Raw genomic sequence first — 19,451 nt, forward strand, 5'->3', positions numbered from 1 at the left:
GAAACGTTATGCCACTGCAACGGTGCACGTGTAGCAGGACTTGGCGTTCCGTTCCACGAACCATGCGATCGCTTCCTGCACCAGGGAGACCACCAGAGTGTAGGTGCCCGCAGCGGTCGGTACTCGCAATTGCAGCGGCAGCGTGACCGATTGGCTGCGTTCCATGTCCATCGGCAGCGTGGTACGCAGGCCATCGGCGACCAGTAGTTCTCCGGCCGCGCCATACCAGCGGTAGCTCAGGCGAACCGGATAGCGGCCGGTCGTCTTCCAGGTTTCTTCGCCGGGATTGCTCAGACGCAGGGGAACGAGTACGTCGATGCCGGCAGGCAAATTTTCCATCGGCGCCAAAGGCTCGATCGCGGACAGGAACTCCTGCAAAGGTCCGTTTATGTGTCCGAAGGTTCTCAACTCCGGGTGCAGGGGAACCGCCATTATCGAGGTGGGGCCGGGATTCGTCGATAGCGGCACGAGTTCGAAATCGGTGTCGAGCAGCAACCGGCCTTCGAACGAAGCGAATGCGTTTTCGTAGATATCGAACACCGCCGCGTCGTCCTTCCAGTGGTAGCAGCCCTCGTGGTGCGACCCGGTGGGCAACAGCGAGCAGCCGAGGCGGTAGCGACCGATACCCAGTCGATTGAAGAAGGAATATCGCGCCTTGTATTCGCCGGGACCGACGGTGTAGTCGTTGCCGAGAAGGCGCGAGTTCGTGCCGTACACCAGCAGGTCGCTGTCGTCCCGTATCGAAATGCCGACATTGAGATGATCGATGGCCTCGTGCGCCGCAAAACGAATGTCCAGGTTCAATCGCTCGCCGGTCAAGAACGGTCCCGGACCGGATATCTCGCCGGAAATTTCCACTGTCAGCACTTCGCAGCGGCGATCGCCGAAGTCGCTCGATTTTGCAGGAGCGTTCCCGGGTGGTTCGTTCGCGGCGGCGGGGATGCTCGTGCTTGCTGCACGGGCGCAGATGCAGGCACGGCGGTCGCCGCGGAATCTCTCCCTTGCGCAGCGGTAGAACTCGATTTCGAGTTTCAACAGACGTTCTATCGCGGTTCTTTGCGCAGGGGGCAAGTCTTCGACCGTCATGCGCCTGGCGGTGACGTTCGAGCGCGGAACAGGCTGCTGCAGCCAACCCGTTTGCGCGCAGATCATGTGCGCAAAATCTTCGATTTCCTCCTGTGTTCCCACCAGATCGAATCGATCCAGGGATCGAATTGCCGCCAGCGCCTTTTCATCCATCGTCAACGACGCATGCGGATCGGATGCGAGCGGATAAAGCATCGCAATTTGAGGGAGGAAATCGATGTTGCCCGAATTGCGCGCGTCCTCGATATATTCATCGAGGCTCAACTCGCGGCGAAGCACGACGCTCGGCTGTGTGCTCAACGCCGCTTTTTTATAGAAGAAATCGGAGAGAAACCGGTCTACCGGGTCGCGCACCACGGTGAGGTTGAGCCGATCGCCCGGCAACACATCCCCTTGGTACAGGGAAAAATGCCCGCTGATGACGTCGAAGCGGGAGTATCTGGAGACTGCCTCGCGCAAACGCATGCCGACCAGCCCCGGAGACACGCGCTCGTCCCCGATCTGGCGACAGAAATACTCGCGCAGTGCCGTTCCCGCCGTCTTCGGAATATGAAAATGCAGAATCTTCGAACTTGCCACCCGAACCGACCCCGATTCCTGCCCCGACCGCTGATTGCCCCGACGATGCCGTCGCCTTTCTTGAGAGGCGATCGGTACGTGCCGCCGTGCGGCCGCACGGGGGTATATAACACGGAGTGATTTCGCGATGCTACCTTGGTGTCCGTCGGGTAGTGGTCCGCCTTTGATGACATTCGATCTCGAAAAAGCGGCGCAGGCTCAACGCTTGCCGAAAACATCGTCACCGAACGTGGCCAGCCCGGGCGTGCCGGCATAGCCCAGATGCGGCAAGCCGAAGTTGTCTTCCGTCCAGCGCAGCAGCGAGTAGTGGTTGTACGGCACGTCGGAAACGGTGCCGGGGCGAATGCGCGGGGAAAGCAGCAGCGCGCCGATGCGGCCGCCGCCCGGACCGTTCAACCCCGGCTTGTTGCCCGGCAAACCCGCTTCGCCGCAACATGCGCGGCTGTCGTTGGCCAGGGCTTCGTCGAACGTGACGACGAGCAAACCGTCGTGCTTGAACGCGGGCGATTCGAGAATGCGCGGAACCCAGCGCCGCAGGAAGGCGTCGGCCGATACCAAGCCGCCCGGCTCGCGGTTCACGCACGGCTCGTCGTGGCCGTCATGGCACAGGTTAGGCGTGATAAAGGCGTAGTTCGGCGTCGTTTCCACGCGCTGGAGGTCGTGTGGGAGTTTGTCGAGGTTGACCACATGCCGCTCGCAACGCGGTTCGTCGTCGATGATGGAATGGAAGTAGACGAACGGATCGTGCTTGGCGGCGTATTGATCGTTCTTTTCCGCTCCGAGGGTCGGGTCCTTCGTCCCGATTTTGGCGTGGCCGCAGGACGCCGCTTCGCGGGCGGGATCGTTGCCCATGTCCTCCATGTAGCCTTTCCAGTCGAGGTTTGCGGCCTCGATCTGGTCGGCCACCGTCTTGATCGAGGCGGGATAGACGCAACCCTTGCCGCGCAATTGGCCGTTGGCGTCCGGTACGGGATCGGAGGCGACGAATTCGCTGTATTCGCCGCAATCTCCCTGAGTCGCAATATTCGGCGCCTGACCGCTGATCATCGCGATGTAGTTGTCCAGGCTGAAGTGGCCGATGGCGAAGTACTGGCGCAGCAGGGCGCCTTGCGGAACGAGTTCATGTGCCAGATAGGGTGCCGGCGAATTCGTTCCGAAGGTTGTGTCGAACGGCTTGTTCTCCAACACGATCACGAATACGCGGCCGATCCGTGCAGGTACGTCCGCTGTCTGCGCGGGCACGTTCCGCGACGGTGGCGGAGAAACGCAGCCGCCCAGCACCGCCGCGGCGAATGCGCACGAAACGACGAACGGACGACGGATGCTCATGGCATTGCCCCGCATGCGCAAGATCACACCGTCAACGGATTCGGCTTGTCCGCATCGATCTTCCAAGTCTTGATCGCGCGGGCGACGTCCTTGGCGCTCATCTTGCCCTCGGCGGCGAGCGCGGCGATCGCCGCATGCGCGATGTAGTAGCGGTCGACCTCGAAGAAGCGGCGCAGGTTGTCGCGCGTGTCCGAGCGGCCGAAGCCGTCGCAGCCGAGCACGGTATACTTTTTCCCATCCGGCATGAACGCGCGTATCTGGTCGGCGTATTCGCGCACGTAGTCGGTCGCGGCGACGACGGGGCCGGCGCGGTCGGCCAGGCATTGCGTCACGTAGGGAACGCGCGGCTTGTCCTCGGGGTGCAGGCGGTTCCAGCGCTCCGCGTCGAAGCCGTCCTTGCGCAGCTCGCTGAACGACGGGCAGCTCCAGATGTCGGCCGTCACGCCGAACTCTTTCTCCAGCAATTCCGCCGCGGCGATCGCCTCGCGCAGGATCGTGCCGCTGCCGAACAGTTGCACGCGCGGCTCGTTCTTCTTCGGCTTGCCGGCGTCCTTGAACAGGTACATGCCCTTGATGATGCCTTCCTCCACGCCCTTCGGCAGATCCGGGTGCGCGTAGTTCTCGTTCATCACGGTGACGTAGTAGTAGACGTCCTCCTGCTCCTGCATCATGCGGCGGATGCCGTCCTGCATGATCACGGCGACTTCGTACGAGAACGTCGGATCGTAGGCCTTGCAGTTCGGGATGTTGGCGGCGAACAGATGGCTGTGGCCGTCCTCGTGCTGCAGGCCCTCGCCGTTGAGCGTGGTGCGGCCGGCGGTGCCGCCGACGAGGAAGCCGCGCGCGCGCATGTCGCCCGCGGCCCAGGCCAGGTCGCCGATGCGCTGGAAGCCGAACATCGAGTAGTAGATGTAGAACGGCAGCAGCGGCACGTTGCTGACCGAGTAGCTCGTCGCCGCGGCTATCCACGCGCTCATCGCGCCCGGTTCGGTAATACCCTCCTGCAACACTTGGCCCTTGATGTCCTCGCGGTAGTACATGAGCTGGTCCGCATCCTGCGGACGGTACTTTTGCCCGAACGGCGCGTAGATGCCGATCTGGCGGAACATGCCTTCCATGCCGAACGTGCGCGCCTCGTCGGCGACGATCGGCACGACGCGCTGGCCGAGGCCCTTGTCGCGCAGCAGCAGGTTGATGCCGCGCACGAAGGCCATCGTCGTCGAGATCTCGCGCTCGCCCGTGCCCTTGGTGATCTGCTCGAACGCGGCGAGATCGGGCGCCTTGAACGATTCGCTCTTGCGCCGGCGCTGCGGCAGGAAACCGCCGAGCGCGGCACGGCGCTCGAGCATGTACTTCACTTCCGGCGAGTCCTTGCCCGGATGGTAGTACGGCACTTGGTCGACCTTGTCGTCCGCGATCGGGATGCGGAAGCGGTCGCGGAACGCGCGCACCGCCTCGTTGTCGAGCTTCTTCTGCTGGTGGGTCGGGTTGAGCGACTCGCCCGAGGCGCCCATGCCGTAGCCCTTGACCGTCTTGGCGAGAACCACGGTCGGCATGCCCTGCGTGTTGACCGCCTCGTGATAGGCCGCGTAGACCTTGTGCGGATCGTGGCCGCCGCGGTTCAAGCGCCAGATGTCGTCGTCGGAGAGATTGCGCACCATCTCCGCCGTCTCCGGATACTTGCCGAAGAAATGCTCGCGCGTGTACGCGCCGCCGAATGCCTTGCACGCCTGGTATTCGCCGTCGACCGTTTCCATCATGAGCTTGCGCAGCACGCCCTTGGTGTCGCGCGCGAGCAGCGGATCCCAGTAGCTGCCCCAGACGAGCTTGATCACGTTCCAGCCGCCGCCGCGGAACACGCCTTCGAGTTCCTGCATGATCTTGCCGTTGCCGCGCACGGGCCCGTCGAGGCGCTGCAGGTTGCAGTTGACGACGAAGATGAGGTTGTCGAGCTTCTCGCGGCCGGCGAGCGCGATCGCGCCGAGGGTTTCCGGTTCGTCCGATTCGCCGTCGCCGATGAAGCACCATACCTTGCGGTCGCTCTTGGGAATCAGCCCGCGGTTTTCCAGATAGCGCATCACGTGCGCCTGGTAGATCGCCTGCAGCGGACCCAGGCCCATCGACACGGTCGGCGCCTGCCAGTAGTCCGGCATCAGCCACGGATGCGGATACGAGGACAGGCCGCGGCCCTTGCCCGCGACTTCCATGCGGAACAGATCCATCCGATCCTCGTCGATGCGGCCTTCGAGGAACGAACGTGCGTAGACGCCGGGGCTGGCATGGCCCTGATGGAAAATCAGATCGCCCGGATGGTTCTCGCTCGGCGCGCGCCAGAAGTGGTTGAAGCCGACGTCGACCAGCGTCGCCGAGGAAGCGAAGCTCGCGATGTGGCCGCCGAGTTCGCCCGGTTTGCGGTTCGCGCGCACGACCATCGCCATCGCGTTCCAGCGCACCAGGCAGCGGATCTTCCACTCCATCTCCGCATCGCCCGGGCTCTTCGCCTCCAGGTGCGGCGGGATCGTGTTGATGTACTCGGTGGTCGGCTGGAACGGCAGGTGGCCGCCGGCGCGCCGCGTCGCGTCGACCATTTTCTCGAGCAGGAAATGGGCGCGTTCGGGGCCGTCGGCGCCGATCACCGCATCGAGCGACTCGGTCCATTCGCGCGTTTCGGTGGGATCGATGTCCTGATTGAGAATATCGTCGAGCTTGTTCATGTCTTTCCCTCCGGTTCTGCTGGGTGCGCGATGACGCCTGTCGGCGCAGGCCTGTAGCGAGTTTATCCTTCCCTTGGCTAGACGTCGAATTGCCCGAAAGAGCAATTAGAATGACCGCCGTGACGACGCTTACCGACGCCGACGCGGCCCCCTCATATACCCGGATCGCGCTCGACACGCTGCGCGAAGAACGCGCCGCGTGGTTGTTCGTGCTGCGCACCGCGATCGCGTTCTACCTGACCGGATGGCTGGCCATGCGCCTGGCTCTGCCGCAACCCGGCACGGCGATGATGACGTCCGCGATCATGGCCAACCGCCAGACCGGCATGGTGCTGGCGAAGAGCTTCTATCGCGCCATCGGCACGCTGGTCGGCGCCACGGCGGCGCTGCTGCTCGTGGGCCTGTTCCCGCAGGAGCGCGCGTTCCTGCTGGCGGCGCTGGCGCTGTGGATCGGGATCTGCGCCGGCGGCGCGACGCTGTTCCGCAATTTCGCCGCGTACAGTTTCGTGCTGTCCGGCTACACCGCCTCGGTCATCGCCTTGCCGGCGATCGCCGATCCTCTGTACATCTTCGACTCCGCGGTCGCGCGCATCAGCGAAGTGCTGCTCGGCATCCTCGTCACCGGCGTGGTCAGCGACACGGTGTTCCCCACGCGCCTGCGCGACACGCTGCTGCAGTCGGCGAAAACCCAGTTCCAGCACTTCATGCGTTTCGTCGGTGGCGCGGCGCGCGGCGACGCCGACGGCGCGGCGGTGGAGCAGGCGCACCTGCGCTCGATGCGCGAGGCGATCGCGCTCGAGGACCTGCGCAGCTCGGTCATCTTCGAAGACCCGGTCACACGCGCGCGCAGCGAGCTGCTGCGGGCATTCAATCATCTGTTCATGGCCGCCTCGACGAGCCTGCAATCGCTGCATCGCCTGCTCGACCGGCTGCGCCGCATCGGCCACGCGCGCGCGGCCGCGGAACTCGCCGTCCAATACCGTCTGCTCGGCGAGGCGCTCGACGTGCCGGCGGACGTCGAGAAGATGGCGCCGCTGCTGATCCCGCGTCTCGAAGCGGCACGCCCACGCGTGGCCGAGCGCGGCGAACGCGCGCGTGCGAGCCTCGGCGCGGAAACGGCCGATTTCGATACCGGCAATGTCCTCCTGCTGCGCCTCGTCGACGAGCTCTACCGCTATGCGCAGGTGGCGCTCGCACTGCGCGCGCCGCACGTCACTCAGATGACCGAGCGCGTGCGCTTCGTGCGCAGCAACGACGTCGCGGGCGCGCTCGTGAGCGGCTTGCGCGGCACGCTGACGATGCTCGCGCTCGGGCTGTTCTGGATCGAGAGCGCGTGGCCGTCCGGCGCGGGCGCCATGCTGATCGCCGCCATTTTCTCCAGCATCTATGCCTCGTCGCCCGATCCGGTGCGTGCGACGAACCAGTTGCTGATCGGCTGGATCGGCGGCGTCGTCGCGAGCTTCTTCACCGAATTCTTCGCCATGAGCCAGGTCAGCGGCTACGGTCTGCTGATCGCGACGTCGCTGCCGATGTTCATGATCGGCTTCTACCTGATGACGCGCCCGACCCTGGCCGCGATCGGCTCCGGCTACAGCATCAGCTTCATTTCCAATCTCGCGCTGACCAATGCGATGAGCTACGACGCGGCGCATTTCTTCAACGACGCGATCGCGCAATTGACCGGCGTCGCCGTGGCGGCGCTGGCGTTCCGCCTGCTGCCTTCGCATTCGGGCAGCGCCTGGTTCCAGCGCCGGCAGTTCGCGCGCCTGCGCGGCCAGATCGCCGTCGCCGCGCGCGCGCCGCTGGCCGGGCTGCTGCACCGCTTCGAGAGCGCCGTGCGCGACCTGCAGCAGCAGATCACTGCCAGCGCCGGCCGCGGTGAGGCCGGGCGACTCGATCCGCTCGCCTGGGGATTGGCGGTGCACGAAACCGGTCGCGCGCTGATCGAACTGCGCCAGGCCGCGGTCGGCCTCGCGCCGCCGGCCGCGGCGGCGGTCGAGGCGGCGGTGAGTGCGCTGGCGCAGTTCTACGAACGGCCCGATGCGCAGCGTTACCGCGCGGCCAACGAAATCATCGTCGCGGCGATCGACACGGTGCAGGCGGCCGCGCCCGACGCGCAGACCGACGCCGTGCGCGTGCATCTGCACCTGCTGCGCCTGGCCATGCTCGACACGGCGTCGGTGGTCGCCGAGTACCGCCACGACGCCGGCGAATCGAAGGAGAATCCCGATGCCGCGTGAAATCCAACTCGGCGACGCACTCGTGCCGGGCCTGCTGCTGCTGTTTCTGGCGATGGTCGCGCTGCTCTGGCTGCTCGACTGGATCGCCGGCCGCTTCGACCTGTACCGCTACGTCTGGCATCCTTCGCTCGTGCGCGTCGCCGTGTTCGTGATCGCGTTCGGCACGCTGGGCCTGATCCTCTATTGAAACCCGCAGAATGAAAACCGCCTCGCTGATCCGGCTCGCCCTCACCGTGACCATCGTTTTCGTCGCCGCCCTGATCGGCTACGCGTTCTGGCACCACTACATGTATTCGCCGTGGACGCGCGATGGCCGCATCCGCGCCGAAGTCGTGCAGCTCGCGCCCGACGTGGCCGGCTTCGTCAGCGAGCTGCGCGTCGAGGACAACCAGTTCGTGCGCAAGGGCGACGTGCTCATGGTGATCGATCCCGAGCGCTATCGGCTCGCGCTCGAACAGGCGCAGGCGAACCTCGCCGCCGCCCAGGCGAGCGAACGCGCGAGCGAGGCGAACATGGCCGCGGCCAAGGCCGCGCTGGCTTCGCGCGGCACCGAATACCGCAACGCGCAGGCGCAGGCGCAGCGGCGCCTGCAGGTTCCGCTCGGCACGGTCGTGTCGGACGAGTCGCGCAGCAACGCCGTGTCCGCGGCTAAGGTCGCCGAAGCGAACCTGCACCAGTCCGAGGCGGCGCAGCAGCAGGTCGAGGCCGCGCACGAGCAGGCGCTCGCCGCGGTGGCCCAGGCCGAGGTGGCGGTAAAGAAGGCGCAACTCGATCTCGATCGCACCGAGCTGCGCGCGCCGGTCGACGGCTACGTCACCAACGTGCTCGTGCGCGTCGGCGACTACGCCAGCGCCGGCGCGCCGCGCATGGCGCTCGTCGACAGCCACGGCTTCTATCTCTACGGCTACTTCGAGGAAACCAAGCTGCCGTATCTGCACGTCGGCGACGCGGTCGACGTGCGTCTGCTCGCGGACGGCATTCGCCTGAAGGGGAAAGTGGTGGGTATCGCGCGGGGTATCGCCGACCGCGACAACCCGAGCGGCGCGGGCCTGCTGGCCAACGTCAATCCGGTGTTCAACTGGGTGCGGCTCGCGCAGCGCGTGCCGGTGCGCATCGCGATCGATCCGGCGCAGATGCCGGCCGGCATGGCGCTCGTCGCCGGCATGACCGCGACCGTCGTCGTCGAGCCGGGAAGTGCGGACCATGCGCGTTGACCGCCTCGCCGGCTGCGCGCTGGCCGCGGTGTTGACCGCCTGCGTTTCCAGCAAGGGCATTCACCCCGACGGCAAGCCACTGGACGCGGCGGCGCTGCACGCCGAGCGCAGCCTTACCGAGGTGCCGGTCAGCGCCGCGGCGTGGCCCGCGCAGGATTGGTGGCGCGCAATCGGCGACGAACATCTGACGGCGCTGATCGACGAAGCGCTGCGCGACAATCCGGGCCTCGCCGAGGTCGACGCGCGCGCGCGCGGCGCGCGTGCGCAGGTCGAGGCGCTCGATGCCGCGCGCGGGCCCGGCGTCGGCGCGGACGGCGCGGTCACCGGCGCGTACCTGTCGCGCCACGAAGCCGGGCTCGTCCTGCCCGAGGCCACCGGCACGTTTGCGTGGGAGCGAACGATCGGTCTCGATTTTTCCTGGGGCCTCGATCTGTGGGGCGGCAAGCGCGCGGCATGGGAAGCCGCGCTCGGCCGCAGCCGCGCTGCCGACATCGATCGCCGCGCGGCGCGCGTCCGGCTTTCGGTCAACGTCGCACGCGCTTACATCCGCCTGCGCGAAGCCTGCGTCCAGCACGACATCGCGCAGCGCGACCTCGAGCGCACCGCGCGCATCCGCGAACTCACGCGCCTGTACATCAAGAGCGGGCTCGGCACGTCCGACGCGCAGCATCAGGTCGACACCGAGGCGGGCATCGCCGACCAGCGCGTCGCCCAGGCCGACGAAGCCATCGACGCGGCGCGCATCGCGCTGGCGACGCTGCTCGGCAAGGGGCCCGACCGCGGACTCGATCTCGCCAAGCCCGACGCGCTGAAACCGCTCGCGCTGGCCGTGCCCGCGAATCTGCCGGTCGACTTGCTCGGCCGTCGCCCCGATCTCGTCGCCGCGCGCTGGCGCGTCGAGGCCGCCGCGCGCAGCATCGACGCCGTGAAGACCGAATTCCTGCCCAATGTGGACATCGACGTGCTCGCGGGCCTGATCTCGCTGGGGCCGAACAACAGCCTGTTCAATCTGCCGGCGCGCAACTACAGCATCACCGGCGCGGTGTCGATGCCGGTGTTCGACGGCGGCCGTCTGCGCGCCAAGCTCGACGCGACCGACGCCGAATACGACTTCGCCGTCGCCGGCTACAACGTCGCCGTCGTGCGCGCGCTCAACGAAGTCGCCGAACTGCTTTCGCGGCTGAAATCGATCCGCGCGCAATTGCAGATCCAGGACAAGGTGCTGCAAAACGCCCGGCGCTCATGGGACGACGCTACGCTGCGCTACAAGAGCGGCCTCGGCACCGAACTCGATACGCTGACCGTGCGCCACCAGTTGCTGGCCGCCGAACAAAACCTCGCCGCGCTATGCAGCCGCGAAGCCGACGTCTCGGTGCAATTGATCGATGCGCTCGGCGGCGGATTTCAGGAAAATGGCGGCGAACGCAAGCGGGCCGCCGCCGGCGAGGATTGATCGGGATTTCCATGCCGCATCCCGACGAAGCCGTTCGCCGATTCCATGAGGCGGTCGCACGCGGTGAGTCACCGCCGACGCAGCCCGCCGCGCTCGTCGCCGAATTGTTCGACGGCCTCGCCGCGCGTTTCGAGAAGCATCTGGTCGGACGCCTGCAATACCGCGTGCCGGATCGCGTCGCCGATCTCGTGCTCGCACGCCACCCGGACCGCAAGCTCGACCTGCTCGACCTCGGCTGCGGCACCGGCCTGCTCGGCTTGTGCCTCGGCCGCATCGACGGCGCGCTCGTCGGCGTCGATCTCTCGGCGCGCATGCTCGACCAGGCGGCTCCGCTCGGCATCTACGACACATTGCGCCAGGGCGACGCGCTGGCGGAATTGCGCGAGACCCCGGCCGATCGCTACGACGGCATCGCCGCATGCGACGTGTTCATCTACATCGGCGATGTGTCCGACTTGATTTCCGCGGCCTTTCGCGCCCTGCGGCCGGGCGGCATGATGATCTTTTCCTGTGAGGAAGCCGACGCTTCCGAAGGGCCGCTGCGACTGCGTCCAAGCGGGCGTTACGCGCACTCGCGCGCGTCGATGGCCGGTCTGTGCCGCAAGGCGGGTTTTGCCGGATGCGCGTTCGAGGACATCGCGCTGCGCCTCGAAGCGGAGCGCCAGATCGCAGGTTTCATCGCCGTCGCCGAAAAGAGTCGAGCACCTACTTGACCGGCACGGTCAGCGGCTTGCCTTTCTCGGCGACGAACACCACCGCGATCTTCGCCGGCACGCTGCCCTTGTTGGTCGCCTGATGCACGGCGTTTGCCGGCACGTGGAACACGTCGCCCGCCTTGAGCGTAACGGTCGGCCTGCCGGCGAGTTCCTGCACGACCTCGCCTTCGAGGACGAATGCGAACACGTCGGCCGGATGCGTGTGATAACCCTCGGCCGCGCCGGGCGGGATTTCGACGCGCACCATCACGCCTTCGTGGCCGGCGATGCTCAAGTCATCCTTGAGCAGAATCTGGCGCTGGATCTTCGGCGCCTCGTCCGCGTGCAGCGCCGGCGCGAGGCAGGCGAACGCGAGTGCGGCGGCGATCGTTGCGATTTTGTGCATTCGGTTCATGGCATTCCTCCATCGATCGATCGGGAATCGGCGACCGCTGCGGTAAGCTCCGGCTACGCCGTTTTGTTCGGCGGCGTGTTTTCGAGCTGCGCGCGAATCTGCGCCTCGACGCAGGCCACCGCGGTCATGTTGACGACGCGGCGCACGGTCGAGACCGGGGTGAGGATGTGGGCGGGCTTGGAGATGCCCATCAGGATCGGGCCGATCGCGACGCCGTTGGTCATCTGGCGGACGACGTTGTAGGCGACGTTGGCCGTGTCCATGTTCGGGCAGACGAAAACGTTGGCGGTGCCCGTCAGCGTCGACTCGGGAAAGATGCGCTGGCGCACCGCTTCGTTGAGCGCGGTGTCGGCCTGCATTTCGCCGTCGATCTCCAGGTTCGGGTCGGCCTTGCGCACGAGTTCAAGCACGCGGCGCATCTTCAGCGAATTGGGCGTGGCGTGGCTGCCGAAATTGGAGTGCGAAAGCAGTGCGATGCGCGGCTTGATGCCGAACATCTTCAGGCGCAGTACGCCCTGCAGCGTCGCCTCGGCCAACTGCTCCGCGGTCGGATCGGGCTGCACGTGCGTGTCGATGAAGAAGAATGCGCCGCGATCGTTCTGCACGGCGGTCATCGCCGACGGCGCGTGGATGCCCTCGTCGAGCGGCAGCACGTTGCGGATGTAGTTGAGCTTGGACTGGTACGTGCCGACGAGGCCCGTGATCATGCCGTCCGCCTCGCCGCGCGAGAGCATGATCGCGGCGATCAGCGTCACGCGCGTGCGGATCATCGCCTTGGCCAGCGCCGGCGTCGTGCCGCGGCGCGCGTTGAGCTTGTGGTAGTAGTTCCAGTATTCGTCGTAGCGCGGATCGTCGTCGACGTTGGTCAGCTCGAAATGCTCGCCCGCGCGGATGCGCAGGCCGAGGCGCTGGATGCGTTTTTCGATCACGGCCGGGCGGCCGATCAGGATCGGCTTGGCGAGGCCTTCGTCGACGATCGTCTGCACCGCGCGCAGCACGGTGTCCTCTTCGCCTTCGGCGAACGCGATGCGCTTGACGTCGGCCTTGGCGCGGTCGAACAGCGGCTTCATCAGCGCCGTCGTGCGGAACACGAACTGGGAAAGCGTTTCGGTGTACGCGCGCAGGTCGGTGATCGGCTGCGTCGCCACGCCCGATTCCATCGCCGCGCGCGCCACGGCGGGCGCGACAGAGACGAGCAGGCGCGGATCGAACGGCTGCGGGATCAGGTATTCCGGGCCGAAGGTCAGGTGGTTGTCGCCCAGCGAATACGCGCGCTCGGCGACGTCGGAGGTTTCGCGCCGTGCGAGCTCGGCGATCGCGTGCACGCTGGCGACTTCCATCTCCGCGTTGATCGTCGTCGCGCCGACGTCGAGCGCGCCGCGGAAGATGTACGGGAAGCACAGCGCGTTGTTGACCTGGTTCGGATAGTCCGAGCGTCCGGTCGCGATGATCGCGTCGGGGCGCACTTCCTTGGCCAGCTCGGGCAGGATCTCGGGAGTCGGGTTGGCCAGGGCCAGGATGACCGGTTTGTCGGCCATCGTCTTCACCATGTCCTGCGTCAGCACGCCGCCGGCGGAGACGCCGAGGAAGACGTCGGCGCCGTTGACGATGTCGCCGAGCGTGCGCGCGCGCGTGTCGCGCGCGTAACGTTCGAGCTCGCCGCACAGGCCGGGGCGGCCGTTGTAGAGCACGCCATCCTTGTCGTTGACGAGGATGTTCTCCGGTTTCACGCCGAGGCGCACGAGCATGTCGAGGCAGGCGATGCCGGCCGCGCCCGCGCCCGAAGCGGCCAGCTTCACCTCGCCGATCTTCTTGCCGATGATGTGCAGCGCGTTGATCACGGCGACGCCGACGATGATCGCCGTGCCGTGCTGGTCGTCGTGGAACACCGGAATCTTCACGCGCTCGCGCAGCTTGCGCTCGATCTCGAAGCACTCGGGCGCCTTGATGTCCTCGAGATTGATGCCCCCGAAGGTCGGTTCGAGCGCGGCGACGATGTCGACGATCTTGTCCGGGTCGCGCTCGTTGATCTCGATGTCGAACACGTCGATGCCGGCGAACTTCTGGAACAGCACGCCCTTGCCTTCCATCACCGGCTTGGCCGCGAGCGGGCCGATCGCGCCGAGGCCGAGCACGGCCGTGCCATTGGTGATCACGGCGACGAGGTTGCCGCGCGCGGTGACTTTGGACGCCTCGGAAGGGTCGGCGACGATCGCCTCGCAGGCCGCCGCCACGCCCGGCGAATAGGCCAGCGACAAGTCGCGCTGGGTGACCATCGGCTTGGTCGCGGTGACCTTGATCTTGCCGTGCGGCAGCGCGCGGTGATAGTCGAGCGCGGCCTGCTTCAGATCGAGCGTGGCCTGCTTGGCGTCTTTCGTGTTCGACATGCGTGAATCCCCGGCGATGTTCTGCGCACCGCATCGTAATTGAGTTTCTCGGGACTATAGCACGGCTTGCTTCGGCTTCCCTTTCAGCGTTTTCAGGAACGCGGCGCGCGCTTGAAGGTCACCACGAGCACGTCGCGGTACGCGGGCAGCGCCGGGTCGATCGGCTCGACCGGCGTGACGCCGTGGAACACGCGCGCGTCGTCGACGAGCGCCGCGTCGAGCGGCTTCGTCAGCGTGAAGCTGCCGAGCAGTTCGCGCGTGGCGGCGGCGTGGATCGTCGTCGTGCCGCTGGCGATGTTGACGCGGTCGACCAGCAGCACGAGCACGTAGTCGACGCCGTCGCGATGCACGCCTTCGGGCGTCGGCTGGCCGGGTTCGTCCGGCCGCGCCTCGATGCGGAACTGGTGGACTTCGACGCGCCAGCTTTCGGCGTCGGGGGCGAGCGGGCCGAACGTGGCCCGGCAGAAATCGAGCAGCGTGCGCAGCGTCGCGCCGTCGCGGATTTCCGGCGTGATCGGCTCGAACCAGCGTTCGATGCCGCCTTGCAGCGCGTTGTATTCGCGGCTCTGGTAATGCGGCTGGTGCGCCTCGTGCACGACCGCGCCGCCGCGTTCGACGCGGAACACCGCGTGGCGGCGGCGGCGGTAGCGGCCGAAGTCGGCCAGATAGGTGTCGAGCGCGAGATCGTTCCAGCTCGCCGCGAACGCCGGCCAGTCGCCGAGTTTGCCGACCGCGTCGAGCAGCCCGCGCATGCGCGCATGCGCGACGAACGCGAAACCGTCGCGCGTCAATGCGACGGACAGGTCATCGTCGTGGACGGCGCGGGCATGACTCATGGCCGCACCCTAGCAGAATCGATGCGCGGTTCCAGAACCACTTGGACGGGGCCAATCGCCAGCCCGCATCGCACAAACGAAAAACGGGCGCGGGGCGCCCGTCGTTCGCAGGAGCGGAAATCCGCTCAGACCGTGCGCTTGCCGCCGAGCGCGCCCATCACGCCGCCGGCGGCCTGGATCATCTCGGAGAGATCGAGATGGCCGTCGCCGTTGTGGTCGAGCACGGCGTTGAGCAGGCCGCCGGCGACGCCGCCCTGCTGCTGCGTCGCCTGTGCCTGCTGCGCGAGCACGTTGCCGAGGCCGCCCGGCGACAGGCCCTGGCTGCGCGACTGGTTGGCGAGCACGCTCATCACGATCGGCGCGAGAATCGCCATGAGCTGGCCTGCGCCCTGCGTGCCGAGGCCGGTGGTCTGGCCGAGGCCTTGGTTCGCGGCGTTGACGTTGTTGCCGAACACATGGCCGAGGATGGCGCCGCCGATGCCGGGATCGAAGCCGCCGCCCTGTTGGCTCGCGCCACCGCCGAGCACGCTGCCGAGAATGGAGCCGAGCCCGCCGCCGCCTTGCTGGCCGCCGCCGAGCATGCTGCCGAGGATGGAACCGAGTCCGCCGCCGCCGGTCTGTCCCGCGCCGCCGCCGAGCAAGCCGCCGAGAATGTCGCCGACGCTGCCGCCGGCATGGTCGCCGAGCGCGTTGTGCAGCGCGTCCGCGCCTTCGGGCGTACTCGCCTTCTTCGCCATGCCGCCGACGATCAGCGGCAGCGCCTGCTCGATCGCGGCCTGCGCCGTGGCGGGGTCGGTGCCGAGCTGATTGGCGATCGCGCCGATCTGGTTGCTGTCGAGGTGGCCCAAAATATTGTCGATCAAACTGCTCATGATTGCCGGCTCCAATGAGTAGACGAAGCGACGGTTTTCGCCGGAATGCGAAGGCCATCGAGGTTTGCTCCGAGCATAACACGCAGGGGCGAAAGAACACGTAGTGGTGCACTCTGTAAAATAGCGCGGCCGCGCTGTTTCCTGCCGTGTCGGGGCGGGCATGGAATCCGGGTGCCTCGAAAAACCTGCCGCGCTCGACAGGTTGCGCGCCGGCGGTGCCCGGAATCTTCCTGTACATCTGAGTACACTGTGTCCTTGCGCGCCGGCGACGCATCCGCTTCGATACGGAATCGGCTCTTCGCTCGGGACGATATTTTCGAGGTGCTTTCCGACATGCAGAATTTCACTCCCGTTTCCCTGATCGGCGCGCCGACCGATATCGGCGCCGGCCACCGCGGTGCGTCGATGGGCCCGGAGGCGCTGCGCGTCGCAGGCATCGGCGAGGCGCTGCGCGCGCGCGGGCTCGACGTGATCGACCGCGGCAACGTCGCCGGCCCGTTCAATCCGTGGCAGCCGCCGCGCGCCGGCTATCGCCATCTCGGCGCGGTCGTCGAATGGAACCGCGCGGTCATGCAGGCGGTCGCCGCCGAACTTGCCATCGACCGTTTGCCGATCCTGCTCGGCGGCGATCATTGCCTGGCGATCGGCTCGATCGGCGCGGTCGCGCGCCACTGTCGCGAGGCGGGGAAAAAGCTGCGCGTGCTCTGGCTGGACGCGCACGCCGACTTCAACACCTCCACGATCACGCCCTCGGGCAACCTCCACGGCATGCCGGTGGCCTGCCTGTGCGGCTACGGTCCGCAGGAACTGATCGCGCTCGCCGGCGCCGCGCCGATGCTCGACAAGGACGACATCCGCCAGATCGGCATCCGCTCGGTCGACGCGGGCGAGAAGAAACTCGTCCACGACGCCGGCCTCGACATCTACGACATGCGCTACATCGACGAAGTCGGCATGCGCCGCGCGATGGAAGAAGCGCTCGACGGCGTCGATGCCGGCACGCACGTCCACGTCAGCTTCGACGTCGATTTCCTCGACCCGGCCATCGCGCCCGGCGTCGGCACCACGATTCCCGGCGGCCCGAATTACCGCGAGGTGCAACTCGTCATGGAAATGATCGCCGACACCGGTCGGCTCGGCTCGCTCGATATCGTCGAACTCAACCCGGCGTTCGACAATTGCAACCAGACCGGCAAGCTTGCCGTCGACCTCGTCGAAAGCCTGTTCGGCAAATCGACCTTGATGCGCAGTTAGTGGGTCAGGGTCGCCCCGGCGGGGTCACGGGGAAATGAAATGCGTGCGCAGTCGGTGCATCCGAGCGGTTCCGGCCTCAACCCCTTCTCCGGCCGCTGATGCGTACCCAGTCTTCGCGCACGGCGACGGCGAGATCGTCGAACCATTGCGCATAGCGCACCAGAAGTTCGCCTTCCTGCCCTTGCAGGATGCCCGACAGCGCGAGCAGGCCGCCCGGCTCGACGCAATCGGCGAACAACGGCGCGAGGTCGGCCAGCGGCCCCGCGAGGATGTTCGCGACGAGGATGTTTTCGCGCCGCCGCGGAAAATCTTCGGGCAAGTGCAGATCGATCCGGTCGGCGACGCCGTTGCGCTCGGCGTTGACGCGGCTCGCCTCGATCGCCTGCGGGTCGTTGTCGACGCCGATGACGCGCAGCGCGCCGAGCTTGAGCGCGGCGACGGCGAGCACGCCCGATCCGCAGCCGTAGTCGATCACCGTCCTGCCTTCGAGATCGGTCGCGTCCAGCCATTCCAGGCACAGCGCCGTGGTCGGATGCGTGCCGGTGCCGAACGCGAGGCCGGGATCGAGATGCACGATGATTTTGTCGGCATCGTCCGCGCCCGGCGCAACGGTGCTCGGATAAATCCACAGGCGCGCGCCGAACGACATCGGCTTGAACCGGTCGATCCACGCGCGCGTCCAGTCGCGGTCTTCGACCTCGCGGAACGTGAAGCGGTCGGGCGCCAGTCCCGGCACGAGTTCGTGCAGGGCATGCACGAGTCCGCTGCGATCGGCGGCGCTGTCGAACAGCGCGTCGAGCACGATCTCGTTCCACAGCGGTAGTTCGCCGACGCCGGGCTCGAAGATCGCGCGCTCGTCCGGCGTGTCCGCATCGGCGTCGCGCAGCGTGATCGACAGCGCGCCCAAGTCTTCGAGCGCGAGTTCGACGCGCTCCTGTTGCCGCGCATGCAGGGTGAGGGAAAGTTCCAGGAAAGACATCGCAGAAGACGGCCTCGGGATCAAGCGCGGCACGGTAGGATAAAACAGCGGGCCGACTCCGGGGGCAGGGAAGACTGAACCGCCCCGGGAACGTCGGAGGCTGGTTGGTGTGAGTCAAGCCGCCATCGGCATCTCACGGTGTTGCTGTTGCTGATGATATATCGCTTCGGCTTCCGCCGGCGGTCGGTGTCCGATCGAGGAGAGTAGGCGGTGGTGGTTGAACCAGTTCACCCACGCCAGCGTCGCCATTTCCACGGCTTCCAGGTTCGGCCAGGATCGGCGGTGGATGACCTCGGCCTTGTACAGCCCGTTGATCGTCTCGGCCAGCGCGTTGTCGTAGGAGTCGCCCACGCTGCCGACCGACGGTTCGATGCCGGCCAGCGCCAGCCGCTCGGTGTAGCGGATCGACACGTACTGCACGCCGCGGTCGGAGTGGTGGATCAGGGCTTGCTGCACCGGCCGGCGGTCGTGCAGCGCCTGCTCCAGCGCGTCGAGCACGAAGTCCGTGCGCGCCGACCGCGACACCTTCCAGCCAATGATACGACGAGCGAACACGTCGATCACGAAGGCCACGTAGACGAAGCCAGCCCAGGTCGAGACGTAGGTGAAGTCGCTGACCCACAGCGCGTTCGGACGGTCGGCGTGGAACTGCCGGTTGACGCGATCCAATGGGCACGGCGTGGCCTTGTCGCTGACCGTGGTCTTCACCGGCTTGCCGCGGATCACGCCTTGCAGGCCCAGCTTGCGCATCAGCCGTTCGACCGTGCAGCGCGCCACGCGCACGCCCTCACGCAGTAATTGCCGCCATACCTTGCGCGCGCCGTACACCTGCAGGTTCTCGGCGAACACGCGCCGGATCGCTTGGCACAAGTCCTCGTCCCGGCGCGCCCGCGCCGAACGTCGATCCGGATGGCGACGTTCCCGCGCGTGGCGGCGGTACGTCGACGGAGCGATCGGCAGCACGCGGCAGATCGGCTCGACTCCATGGATGGCTCGGTGATCGTCGATGAACGCGATCATGGCTTGAACCGGCGGTCGAGCTCCGCCTGGGCAAAATACGCCGACGCCTTGCGCAAGATCTCGTTCGCTTGGCGCAGTTCGCGAATCTCTCGCTCCTGCGCCTTGAGCCGATCACGCTCGGACGTGCTCAACCCCTCGCGCCGGCCTTCATCGACCTGCGCCTGCCGCACCCAGCGCCGCAACGTCTCCGACGTGCAGCCCAGCTTGCCGGCCACCGAGGCGATCGTCGCCCATTCCGAGCCGTGTTCGGCTTGGTGCTCGCGCACCATCCGCATCGCTCGCTCTCTCACTTCTGCCGAATACTTCGAGTTTGTCATTGCTCCATCCTCTCAAGAGTGGGAGCCTCCGACATACCCGGGGCGGTTCACTTCGCGAATG

At 66.8% G+C, this 19,451-nt stretch carries 15 protein-coding genes and 1 other annotated feature; of the genes, 6 read left to right on the plus strand and 9 right to left on the minus strand.

The window, feature by feature from the left end:
- Positions 1-6: 6 nt before the first annotated feature.
- The 3 genes from QM741_RS07865 to aceE form a co-directional block, all read right to left on the minus strand.
- Positions 7-1,665 (minus strand): Wzt carbohydrate-binding domain-containing protein, encoded by a 1,659-nt coding sequence (locus QM741_RS07865; protein ID WP_415207160.1) that lies wholly within the window; start codon positions 1,663-1,665, stop codon positions 7-9.
- 198 nt (positions 1,666-1,863) lie between these two features.
- Complete coding sequence (locus QM741_RS07870) at positions 1,864-2,994, minus strand: alkaline phosphatase family protein (RefSeq protein ID WP_415207161.1); 1,131 nt, start codon at positions 2,992-2,994, stop codon at positions 1,864-1,866.
- 23 nt (positions 2,995-3,017) lie between these two features.
- Positions 3,018-5,708, minus strand: a complete 2,691-nt coding sequence (gene aceE, locus QM741_RS07875; protein WP_415207162.1) for a pyruvate dehydrogenase (acetyl-transferring), homodimeric type — start codon at positions 5,706-5,708, stop codon at positions 3,018-3,020.
- 110 nt (positions 5,709-5,818) lie between these two features.
- Between aceE and QM741_RS07880 the strand changes: the two genes are divergently transcribed.
- The 5 genes from QM741_RS07880 to QM741_RS07900 are packed head-to-tail and all read left to right on the plus strand — an operon-like array spanning position 5,819 to position 11,328.
- Complete coding sequence (locus QM741_RS07880) at positions 5,819-7,948, plus strand: FUSC family protein (RefSeq protein WP_415207163.1); 2,130 nt, start codon at positions 5,819-5,821, stop codon at positions 7,946-7,948.
- Positions 7,938-8,135, plus strand: coding sequence for a DUF1656 domain-containing protein (locus QM741_RS07885; protein ID WP_415207164.1), 198 nt, complete (start codon positions 7,938-7,940; stop codon positions 8,133-8,135). The genes QM741_RS07880 and QM741_RS07885 overlap by 11 nt, the downstream gene beginning before the upstream one ends.
- Positions 8,136-8,145: 10 nt before the next feature.
- Complete coding sequence (locus tag QM741_RS07890; protein WP_415207165.1) at positions 8,146-9,162, plus strand: HlyD family secretion protein; 1,017 nt, start codon at positions 8,146-8,148, stop codon at positions 9,160-9,162.
- Entirely contained in the window at positions 9,152-10,615 is a 1,464-nt protein-coding gene (locus QM741_RS07895) for an efflux transporter outer membrane subunit (protein WP_415207166.1), read from the plus strand. Before QM741_RS07890 ends, QM741_RS07895 begins: the two co-directional genes overlap by 11 nt.
- Positions 10,616-10,626: 11 nt before the next feature.
- Positions 10,627-11,328 (plus strand): class I SAM-dependent DNA methyltransferase, encoded by a 702-nt coding sequence (locus tag QM741_RS07900; RefSeq protein ID WP_415207167.1) that lies wholly within the window; start codon positions 10,627-10,629, stop codon positions 11,326-11,328.
- Here the strand turns inward: QM741_RS07900 and QM741_RS07905 are convergent.
- The 4 genes from QM741_RS07905 to QM741_RS07920 form a co-directional block, all read right to left on the minus strand.
- Entirely contained in the window at positions 11,321-11,725 is a 405-nt protein-coding gene (locus QM741_RS07905) for a cupin domain-containing protein (protein ID WP_415207168.1), read from the minus strand. The genes QM741_RS07900 and QM741_RS07905 overlap by 8 nt on opposite strands.
- A 53-nt stretch (positions 11,726-11,778) precedes the next feature.
- Positions 11,779-14,112, minus strand: coding sequence for an NADP-dependent malic enzyme (locus QM741_RS07910; RefSeq protein WP_415207169.1), 2,334 nt, complete (start codon positions 14,110-14,112; stop codon positions 11,779-11,781).
- Positions 14,113-14,204: 92 nt separating this feature from the next.
- Positions 14,205-14,948, minus strand: a complete 744-nt coding sequence (locus tag QM741_RS07915) for a 2OG-Fe dioxygenase family protein (protein WP_415207170.1) — start codon at positions 14,946-14,948, stop codon at positions 14,205-14,207.
- A gap of 125 nt (positions 14,949-15,073) precedes the next feature.
- Positions 15,074-15,820 carry a DUF937 domain-containing protein gene (locus tag QM741_RS07920; protein WP_415207171.1) on the minus strand — a complete coding sequence of 249 codons (747 nt, stop codon included), beginning with the start codon at positions 15,818-15,820 and terminating at the stop codon, positions 15,074-15,076.
- Between the two features lie 333 nt (positions 15,821-16,153).
- Here QM741_RS07920 and rocF point away from each other — a divergent pair, with 333 nt between their 5' ends.
- A complete protein-coding gene (gene rocF / locus QM741_RS07925) occupies positions 16,154-17,074 on the plus strand; it encodes an arginase (RefSeq protein ID WP_415207172.1) in 921 nt (306 codons plus the stop codon).
- Between the two features lie 76 nt (positions 17,075-17,150).
- Here rocF and prmA read toward each other — a convergent pair whose 3' ends face one another.
- Together prmA and QM741_RS07935 are read right to left on the minus strand one after the other, a co-directional pair.
- The gene (gene prmA, locus QM741_RS07930) at positions 17,151-18,053 is read right to left on the minus strand and encodes a 50S ribosomal protein L11 methyltransferase (RefSeq protein WP_415207173.1); all 903 of its coding nucleotides are present in this window, start codon (positions 18,051-18,053) and stop codon (positions 17,151-17,153) included.
- Between the two features lie 114 nt (positions 18,054-18,167).
- A protein-coding gene (locus tag QM741_RS07935) for an IS3 family transposase (RefSeq protein WP_415207174.1) occupies positions 18,168-19,390 on the minus strand; the annotation gives its coding sequence in 2 pieces (ribosomal slippage) (positions 18,168-19,105 and positions 19,105-19,390; 1,224 coding nt in all).
- Positions 18,999-19,115: a sequence feature (AL1L pseudoknot), on the minus strand. (Overlaps the previous gene by 117 nt.)
- Positions 19,391-19,451 lie beyond the last annotated feature (61 nt).

Source organism: Rudaea sp. (genome assembly GCF_047601565.1).
Taxonomy (GTDB): Bacteria; Pseudomonadota; Gammaproteobacteria; order Xanthomonadales; family Rhodanobacteraceae; genus Rudaea.

Bases quoted from the DNA above. Each gene is read 5' to 3' on its own strand.
- QM741_RS07900 (WP_415207167.1), top strand. From the start codon at position 10,627: ATGCCGCATCCCGACGAAGCCGTTCGCCGATTCCATGAGGCGGTCGCA.
- QM741_RS07910 (WP_415207169.1), bottom strand. From the start codon at position 14,112: ATGTCGAACACGAAAGACGCCAAGCAGGCCACGCTCGATCTGAAGCAG.
- QM741_RS07920 (WP_415207171.1), bottom strand. From the start codon at position 15,820: ATGAGCAGTTTGATCGACAATATTTTGGGCCACCTCGACAGCAACCAG.
- aceE (WP_415207162.1), bottom strand. From the start codon at position 5,708: ATGAACAAGCTCGACGATATTCTCAATCAGGACATCGATCCCACCGAA.
- QM741_RS07915 (WP_415207170.1), bottom strand. From the start codon at position 14,948: ATGAGTCATGCCCGCGCCGTCCACGACGATGACCTGTCCGTCGCATTG.
- QM741_RS07870 (WP_415207161.1), bottom strand. From the start codon at position 2,994: ATGAGCATCCGTCGTCCGTTCGTCGTTTCGTGCGCATTCGCCGCGGCG.
- QM741_RS07890 (WP_415207165.1), top strand. From the start codon at position 8,146: ATGAAAACCGCCTCGCTGATCCGGCTCGCCCTCACCGTGACCATCGTT.
- QM741_RS07895 (WP_415207166.1), top strand. From the start codon at position 9,152: ATGCGCGTTGACCGCCTCGCCGGCTGCGCGCTGGCCGCGGTGTTGACC.
- QM741_RS07880 (WP_415207163.1), top strand. From the start codon at position 5,819: ATGACCGCCGTGACGACGCTTACCGACGCCGACGCGGCCCCCTCATAT.
- prmA (WP_415207173.1), bottom strand. From the start codon at position 18,053: ATGTCTTTCCTGGAACTTTCCCTCACCCTGCATGCGCGGCAACAGGAG.
- QM741_RS07905 (WP_415207168.1), bottom strand. From the start codon at position 11,725: ATGAACCGAATGCACAAAATCGCAACGATCGCCGCCGCACTCGCGTTC.
- QM741_RS07885 (WP_415207164.1), top strand. From the start codon at position 7,938: ATGCCGCGTGAAATCCAACTCGGCGACGCACTCGTGCCGGGCCTGCTG.
- rocF (WP_415207172.1), top strand. From the start codon at position 16,154: ATGCAGAATTTCACTCCCGTTTCCCTGATCGGCGCGCCGACCGATATC.